This window comes from Candidatus Stygibacter australis (assembly GCA_030765845.1).
Taxonomy (GTDB): domain Bacteria; phylum Cloacimonadota; class Cloacimonadia; order Cloacimonadales; family TCS61; genus Stygibacter; species Stygibacter australis.
Map to the genome: position 1 here is coordinate 1 of JAVCDJ010000274.1, position 8,158 is coordinate 8,158.

General features: G+C 39.2%; 5 protein-coding genes. All 5 read right to left on the minus strand.

The features are described 5' to 3' along the window. Nucleotides 1-335: 335 nt before the first annotated feature. Nucleotides 336-1,574 (minus strand): DUF4147 domain-containing protein, encoded by a 1,239-nt coding sequence (locus RAO94_14050; protein MDP8323464.1) that lies wholly within the window; start codon nt 1,572-1,574, stop codon nt 336-338. Nucleotides 1,575-1,578: 4 nt separating this feature from the next. Further along, the gene (locus RAO94_14055) at nt 1,579-2,298 is read right to left on the minus strand and encodes a sulfite exporter TauE/SafE family protein (GenBank protein MDP8323465.1); all 720 of its coding nucleotides are present in this window, start codon (nt 2,296-2,298) and stop codon (nt 1,579-1,581) included. Beyond that, nucleotides 2,291-2,578, minus strand: a complete 288-nt coding sequence (locus tag RAO94_14060; protein ID MDP8323466.1) for a DUF1292 domain-containing protein — start codon at nt 2,576-2,578, stop codon at nt 2,291-2,293. Before RAO94_14060 ends, RAO94_14055 begins: the two co-directional genes overlap by 8 nt. Before the next feature lie 17 nt (nt 2,579-2,595). Beyond that, complete coding sequence (locus RAO94_14065) at nt 2,596-7,527, minus strand: C25 family cysteine peptidase (protein ID MDP8323467.1); 4,932 nt, start codon at nt 7,525-7,527, stop codon at nt 2,596-2,598. 250 nt (nt 7,528-7,777) lie between these two features. After that, a complete protein-coding gene (locus RAO94_14070; protein ID MDP8323468.1) occupies nt 7,778-7,981 on the minus strand; it encodes a hypothetical protein in 204 nt (67 codons plus the stop codon). Nucleotides 7,982-8,158: the final 177 nt, after the last annotated feature.

The window sequence follows — 8,158 nt, forward strand, 5'->3', positions numbered from 1 at the left end:
CATGGAAGGTACCTTCTCAAGGTTAAAGACAAAGTTGAGAATCCATTCTGGAATTAAACAATGGAGAAAAATCAGAATGATTGATGAAATTCTAGCAAAATAGCAACCAATTTTTGCCCTTTAAGCCTAAAAGTTTGTCAATATTTTTCTTTGTGAATAGGTGTTCAGCTATAGAAGAACATCTATATAAGCACTTATACTTGTATACTACTATATTAAAATAATGTTACCATTACTACTAAGCCTATTATATTCATTATATGTAAAAAATCCTTGAATTTAATAACTACAATCTTTATGCAGCTATGGAGAAAGTCCGGGTAGTGATGTTTAGTTTATTTTTCGATCAGGATGAGGAGAAGGTCGTTCAGGTTTGTATTTGTATTGCCTGTATTGATGACAGCATCAATCTTATTCAGGGCATTAGAACTATCGTTATTATGCAGATATGCTTCAGGATTAATTCCGCAGGAAAGCATACGGTCATAGCTGTTCGAATCAACAATAGCACCTGCATATTCACTATTGCCGTCTTTACCATCTGAAGCTACAGCAGCTACTGTAACGCCTTTTAGATTACGAATAGAAATTGCTGCTGACAGAGCAAGTTCCTGATTTCTTCCACCTTTGCCTTTTCCTGTAACTTTCACAGTGGTTTCACCACCGCAGATGGCAATGCAGGGAAGATTTATCCTGCTTTTAGGACTCAGGGCATTTTTGACAATATCGGGTATCATCCGGGCATAATTCTTAGCTTCTCCAGCCATGTCAGAAGTAAGTAACCAGGGGATATAGCCATTCTTGAGAATAATTTCTGCAGTGATATGACAGAGGAGTTCATTATTCCCAATAATTTTTTGTCTAATATTTCTGAGTTTATCAGGAGTTTCCTGTGAGATAGCTTTCAGTATCTGAGGATTGGTTTCTACATTATACTTTTTTAATATCTCCTGGGCTGCCTGAGATGTTGTAAAATCCGGTGCAGCAAGTCCAGAGCCGATAGTATCTGTTCTATCACCTGGCACATCCGATAGTAGATAGGAGTAAATTTTTGCGGGATCAGCAAGTTGTGCCAGTTGTCCACCTTTGACCAAAGAGAGGTGTTTACGAACCGTGTTGAGTTCGATTATATCTGCTCCAGCCAGTTGTAGATGTCTGGTGATTTTCTTAATATCTTCAATAGAAATGCCATCACGGGGTAATTCCACAAGTGCGGAAGTTCCTCCAGAGATTAGGAGGAGCACTTGCTCATTTCTCTTTAATTTCTTAGATAGTTGTGCAATACTTTGACCAGCTAGAAGAGAATTCTCGTCCGGATAAGGATGCCCGGCTTCGATAATCAGGAAGTTATGGACAGGAAAAGCATGGTCATAAGGGGTGATGATAAGACCTTGTGTGATCCTTTCACCAAAATGTTCAATAGCTGCTTTTGCCATAGCACAGGCAGCTTTACCAATAGATATCAGGATGAAATTTCCTGATAGGTCTTCCTTTTGCAATACTGCCTTCAATAATTTATCAGCTTGAACCCGCTTTAGACTTTCCTCTATAATGCTTTTCAATAAATCATACATGGATTTATTTTATTAAACTCACCAGTCCTGTCAAGAGAAGCAGTATCAGCACAAGTTTTCCAAATTTCTCCGGCTTGATCTTACGCGCAAAAAAAGTACCGGCAGCTACTCCAATAATCAAGGCAGGTAACCAGTTAATAGTATAGTGAAAAACCTCCTTGGTAAACAGGCCATTCAGGATATAAACCGGGATAGTAAAAATATTGATCAGGAAGAAGTATCCTGAGAGATTAGCCCTGAATTCATCCTTCTGTACTCCTTTATTACTAAGGAACAGGATAATTGGAGGGCCGCTTATCCCAACGCTTCCAGCCAGGATTCCGCTCAGGAAGCCTATGAATAACTGACTGGTTCTTTCTCTTTTCAATTTCCAGCGTTTTCCACTAAGCAGCAGCAGCGAGAGGATAACTACAAATATCCCTATTCCCTTTCTCAGCCAGAGATCATTCAATACCATCAGCAGATGAGCACCGATTGGTAAACCTGCCACAGCGCCCATGAGCAGGAAAATAATGCTTTTAATTGAGAAGGATTTCCAGCATGATGCAATAACAGTAAGATTGATAATGATGGAATAGAACAGGAGCATAGGAACAACGGTTTTGGGAGAAAGATAAATCGAGAGGAGGGGGAGAGATAGGATAGAGAAGCCAAAACTAGACAGCCCCTGCAATAAAGCAGAGGCTGCAATGATTATAGTTCCCAGAGCAAAGAGATTATTCATCTATAGAATTTTGCTCCATATAGAAATCTGCGGCTTTCTTAAATTCGTCTTCTTCCAGATTAGCCAATGTCATTTCACCATCTTCTGTTTCTGTATATGAATAGATATAAGCTTCTTCATCATCTTCGGGCAACAGTACTATGTATTTTTTACCGTCCATCTCGAATTCGTCTATAATGGCGCATTCCACTTGCTCACCATCAAAATCAAGGGTTAAAAAATATTCTTCCTGATCCAATTCTTCTTCTTCCACTTCCACTTTCTTTTTGTCGTCACTCATTTTGACCTCCTGTGCTGTTATTTTAACAGCAGGCATTTTTTTGTTGCTACCACTTCACTGTCCAATTCAAGCTGATAAAAATATACCCCGGCAGCTATAGGTAATCCTTCCTGGGTTTTTCCATCCCAGTGGAAGCTGTAATTCCCTGACCCCATATTTTCGTCAATCAAAAGTCTTGTCATTTGTCCTTTAAGGTTGTAGATTGCCAATTTTACCTCACCTGGGCTTGATAAACTAAATTCAAATTCCGTGCCATTTGATCTGCTATTACTCGCCATAAAAGGATTAGGAAAATTATTTTTCAATTCCGCTACTGCAGGAATATCATTTTCATCTGTATCAAGGTTAGGAATTTCCAATATGATTGGAATCGAAAGCTCCTGATTATAATCTGTACGGAATGTCAAATATGCCTGAAATATTCCATAAGGCATTCCCGCAGTATCAACTGTGAAATCCAGTGTAATGCTTTCCTGTGGTTCGATCGATCCTGATGTTTCCGGTAAGGTCAACCAGTTTACGGGTACATCAATAACGCTGAATTCACCTGTCATCACAGAAATGATGGTTTCTTCTCCCTCAGCAATGATCCTGATCTTGCCATTATCAGTTGGAGGGATATTTAAGATGAATTCATAAGAACCCGTATTGGGTGCATTACTTACCAGGTTATCCCAATAATAACCACCAGTTGTGCTGTAATCAATATCAACAGTGCTGATACCTCCAGTATAATTCCACTGAATAGTCTCATTGGTTCCATATTCGAGTACGGAACCGTTGACTGGATTTGTTATCACCAGTCCTCTGATTGCAAAATTATTATCTGAAGTATCATACTCAGTACTGCCGGAATCTTTTATCCTGATTTTCCCGGAATCGGTAAGTTCCGTTGGTATTGTCCAAGCCATTTCTCCAGTATCATTAAGATTTTCTGCCAGTATATCATAATTTACAAAATTATTATTGGTATAATAAATATCTACATCAGTGATATTTCCATAAGTTGTCCAGCGGATAGTATCCTGGATTCCATAAGTAAGCTCCTCACCGCCATTGGGATATTCCACCCAGATATAAGTTTCATTTGAAGGCATAAGGGTCAAAGTTCCACTCACGGTATGAGGTTCAGCTCCACTGCCATCCCCATCAATTCTCCAGTCAATTGGTACTGGGGCAGTGATACTCGGATCAACTATAAAATATACATGAAAGGTTTGAGGAGTATTACCATTATAATTATTTCCACTACCATATCCCCAGGAGACGGTAGCTCCGCTGCCGGTTTGACCATTATAATATAATTCTCCTATATCAGTAGCAGACGTGACTTCTACATAATCAGGGAAATACAATTCAACTCCCTGCACTGCTTCATTATCAATATTATCGTGGATCATAAAGGCATAAAGGTTCATTTCATGACCTGTAAAATAAGTCTGATTTACAGGATTAATGGAGTTACCAGAAATATCTCTTCCTGGGAGTATATCTGTTTCTCCTCTGGGGAAGTGGGTTACAGCCATTTCATATTCAACCGGGAAAATTTCGCTGTTATTAAGCAGATCAATAGAAAAATCCTGAATTTCATCTGGCTGCATAACGAAATGTAATTCACTGGTATCAGTAGAAATTCTGGGAGCCATAATACCATCTTTGATCGTAAATAAGATAGCAGTGCCAGCTTCGATTTCATGCATGGTTTCAGGATACATGTTGGCAAAGCCCAAAAGCAATCCTTCAGTTTGAGCAAGATTCTCTATCCCGATCGTGGCAAATTGATCAAGTTGGTCTACATTATGAATTTCCTGATATTGAAATTTGATCTCACCATCACCAGATGAAGTCGGATAAAAAAGCGGATCATATAAAATTACCTGAAACTTCTGCGGTTGATGCTGATAATCATCTATGAAATCATACCATTCAATATAGAAACAGTGATCATCCTCATCATAATATGAATATATATCTCCATTGATCAAAAAATCCCAAAATGGTGCTATCATCCCCGCTGGACCCACACCGGAAGGAATTGTCCGATTGCGGAAAAATACAAATTCTTCGTCTCCCATTGCCAGCCAGCCACTGCTGGAAACAGTTATATCATTATAAAAATAACCATAATAACAGAATTCAAATGGCAAAGGAATACAGGTTGAATATCCATCGGAAGTTGTATGATCAGGAGGAATTAAAAAACCGCTGCCACCCTCTGCAGGACTGATTTCCAGCCAGTCATATTCTGGAGGAGCAAAATTACCATTATCACTATTTTCTATTGCATAATAGCCGTATTCAGAAAATGTCGGACTATTCTCATCTACCACTCCCACAGCAATATTAAAGTCAAAATCATAGACCGGTTGAGCATTTCTTATCACAGATAAATTGAAAGCAGCCGGCTCTCCAGTTATCAGATCATTTTCCAGAGAAACGGTGAACACTCCGCTGTTTGATTCTATTTCATTTGGTGAAATATCAGGGAATGTACAATCTGCCTGTGTAACCTCGCATTTCCCGTCAAGACTGGTCAATATTCCCGTAAAAGTGCCACTTGAGGTTTCCCCACTGTTATATAATTCTATTTCAATGTCATTTCCCTCACCAATTAATAGGCAGTTTTCAGAATTCATCACTGTTCTGTCAGCATAATTAAGTTCGGGGGAGGCAATTTCAATACCGATATTATGATTACCCAGATCACCTTCATTTATACTTAGCTGCAGCCAGCTGCGTTCATCAAATCGCCAGATATCTGATAATTCCACGTCAAATTCCAATACACACATCATCCCGTCAGGAAGGGAATCAATGGTCTGTGATGCATTTGACAAGGTTACAAGTTCGTCATCATCAGTAAGTTCTATCTGAAGATTGGATTGATCTGTTCCAGTATTATTGTTCAGAGTAACAGTCAAAGTCATATCAGCTCCACAGACGGGTTCTGTGCTGAATTCATAATTATTCAGGCTGATGATATGATCTTCGGAAGTTATCTCCACAATCTGTGTAACAGGCACATAGCCATATCTTGACACAGTTACTTCAAATTCTGTTAAACTTTCTGGAAAGCTTACTGAAGCAAACCCGCTGGCATTTGTCTCAGATACATCGTAGAGCACGTTATCAGCAGTTAATGCCACAGTGTGATCTGCTACATCATCTCCCTGAAGAATTACTTCATAGGAACTGCTGCCCAAAGGCAGAACTTCGTCCATCTCACAGTTATAGTGTTTGGGAGTGTCTGTCCACACTTTCAGACCAGGATCGCCTAAAAGGTTATATACATAAAAATAGAACATATCGCTATCCCAGGCATCATTAACTCCATCCATCTGATGACAGCCGGGATAATTATTATATAGTTCCATCTTGCCACGCAGCATGATTGCGGAGCATGAGAAAATACCTTCCTGGGTGATCCCTTGATAAATTCCCATATCATTACAATTATTAAATGGTGTTTTTGTGTCATGCTCACTGGGTCCAATAAATCCTATAGCACCTTTAGGATTTGTAGAAGTTCCCGCAGCCAGCCACATTTCGCCAAAACTTGTATCATAATTACTATAGGCAAAATCTCCACCACCGCAGACTATACTCGTGATCAAGGGCAATTTAAAGCCATTTGACAAATTATCAATATTCCAGATAGAATACATCTGATCATATCCGCCTGACCAGTAAACCGGACCTCCGGCACCACGATAATTTACAAAAGTGTAACCGGTATTTAGCAGATTAGTCAAATTGTTAACACCTGTCTGCCAGGGACAAATAAACGTATCCACCTGTGTATATGTGAAATCCAGCAGTTTTTCACGCACTGCGATCACTGTCTCACGCGGGCTGTACATCTGATAATTGCCACCGTAATCTACTACATAAGAAAGCATGATAGCATGCCTGATCCAGTCACTGGATTCTATTGGTTCACTTTCATAATGGATTATTTTACTCACAATAGTTTGAAGTTGAGTTATATTTTGAACTGAAAATCTACCGATCATAATGTCAGGAAAATAATCCTCGCCTTCAAGTAAAGTGTAGGGGTGATCAGTCACACAATAAGGTTGCAGATAGCCGGGTATATACCAGGCGGGTACAGTGATATTTCCATTTATATCGCCTACCAGCACGACATATTCCGGTGGAATATCCCAATTGTCATAAGCATTTTGCAGGTAATCCTTTATATCATCAGTCGTGCTGCCAGTTTCAGTCAAAGTAGCGATTTCTGCTTCAAATCCCAGCTTCTTCTTCCATTCTACCAGATAATTCAAAGTGGATATCACACTTGCATTATCGGGGCAGATAAATAAATATTTGCCCTTGGTTTCTCCACGAGTTTCCGGAAACCCCAAAATGCTCTCAGAAAGGTCAGAAAAACCCGAACCACTGCGTATTCCACTAGCTGTCTTGGGATTGCTGCTTCGCATTATATCCACATTTAATTTAAAATCAAGGTCTTTGATTATGCGCACTTTATTTTCAGCTGCATTATACTGCATTCCATATACCGTTACCTGACCAAAGCGGACTTGTCTCATTATAGATGGTTCACTGATTTTTATAATAGATTCAGGATACCACTGCTCATTTGCAGGTTCATGATCTAATTCACCAATACCCTGCCATAAAAGTGGTTTTTCCAGCTGGATTTCTTCCGTTTCATAGCTAAGCTCGCTCACAGACCAGTTACCCTCATCAGGCAGTGCCAGCATCCTGGTATAATGCGGAATTACGACTTTGCCAGGTTCTCCACCATTTTCACAATCTTTAATTATTATCTCATTAAATTTCTCGCCGTCAATATCCTGTTGGGCTATTTTTTCTAATTCAAAACTGCCATTAATTGTTGCATTTTCTCCCTCAAAGGTAATTTCAACTTCTGCAATCAGGCTAAAACTGATCATCAGAACCATCAGCAATAATACTATTTTCATTCTTCATTCCTATTCTTTTATTTCAATAATGAACTTTTTTCCAGCTACACCATTGTCAATGTTTTTTGTAAGCAGAAAAGGCATTACCCATCCAAGACCTTGCGCATGGTGCCTGCACCTCCGCAATGGTTGATCAGAGGATAATAGATTATAAGGCAAAACAAATAAGCCATTTAGCAATGCTAATAATTTGCTCATATCGGTCAACCATTGCAAAGGGCTAAAGTCCATTTGCAAAGTTTTAACAAGGTCAATCCTCTTTTTTAATATTAAATCTACTTTTCAATGCGGCTATTTCATCTCTCAATTCTTTTATCCTGAATTCCCGCCCAATAAATAATTTATGCATTTCCTCTAAGTCTTTGTTCTTCTTCTTTAGAAATTCATTTGCTTCTTCCAGTTCCTGCGTGCGCTCTACTACTAATTTCTCCAGGTTTTTTTGATACTGATCCAATTCCAGTTCTGCCAGTTTTCGGTTTGTGATATCCTGAATTACCCCATGAAACCTTCTACATGAACCATATTAGATTTGTCTTTGCTTGAAATCTAAGAAAAACAGATTGGTTTTAAGGGGAAAGTAAGCAGGACGACTAACGAAGCCTAGACCTCGAGTCTCTGCACAAGTCTGTCG